This is a genomic window from Levilactobacillus tujiorum (assembly GCF_012641185.1).
GTDB lineage: Bacteria > Bacillota > Bacilli > Lactobacillales > Lactobacillaceae > Levilactobacillus > Levilactobacillus tujiorum.
In genome coordinates this window covers 1-779 of the sequence record NZ_JAAXLK010000052.1, presented here as the reverse complement: position 1 = coordinate 779, position 779 = coordinate 1, and the positions used below count along the sequence as shown (strand labels likewise).

Here is a 779-nt window from a genome sequence, read left to right as displayed (position 1 = left end):
GAACTCGAAATCTAACGTCCGTTCGGGGGCACTGTTGCAAATAGTCGGTGGTGATAAACTTATCATCCCCTTTTGCTGATGGAGCTGCACATGAACCCATTCAAAGGCCGGCATTTTCAGCGTGACATCATTCTGTGGGCCGTACGCTGGTACTGCAAATACGGCATCAGTTACCGTGAGCTGCAGGAGATGCTGGCTGAACGCGGAGTGAATGTCGATCACTCCACGATTTACCGCTGGGTTCAGCGTTATGCGCCTGAAATGGAAAAACGGCTGCGCTGGTACTGGCGTAACCCTTCCGATCTTTGCCCGTGGCACATGGATGAAACCTACGTGAAGGTCAATGGCCGCTGGGCGTATCTGTACCGGGCCGTCGACAGCCGGGGCCGCACTGTCGATTTTTATCTCTCCTCCCGTCGTAACAGCAAAGCTGCATACCGGTTTCTGGGTAAAATCCTCAACAACGTGAAGAAGTGGCAGATCCCGCGATTCATCAACACGGATAAAGCGCCCGCCTATGGTCGCGCGCTTGCTCTGCTCAAACGCGAAGGCCGGTGCCCGTCTGACGTTGAACACCGACAGATTAAGTACCGGAACAACGTGATTGAATGCGATCATGGCAAACTGAAACGGATAATCGGCGCCACGCTGGGATTTAAATCCATGAAGACGGCTTACGCCACCATCAAAGGTATTGAGGTGATGCGTGCACTACGCAAAGGCCAGGCCTCAGCATTTTATTATGGTGATCCCCTGGGCGAAATGCGCCTGGTAAGCAG

1 protein-coding gene is annotated in these 779 nt (G+C 53.4%); it reads left to right on the top strand.

Translation table 11 applies throughout. From position 1 onward, the window contains the following. Positions 1–90 precede the first annotated feature (90 nt). Positions 91–779 (top strand): IS6-like element IS26 family transposase (locus tag HF569_RS12165; RefSeq protein ID WP_032152104.1); only part of this gene is annotated, 689 nt, incomplete at its 3' end.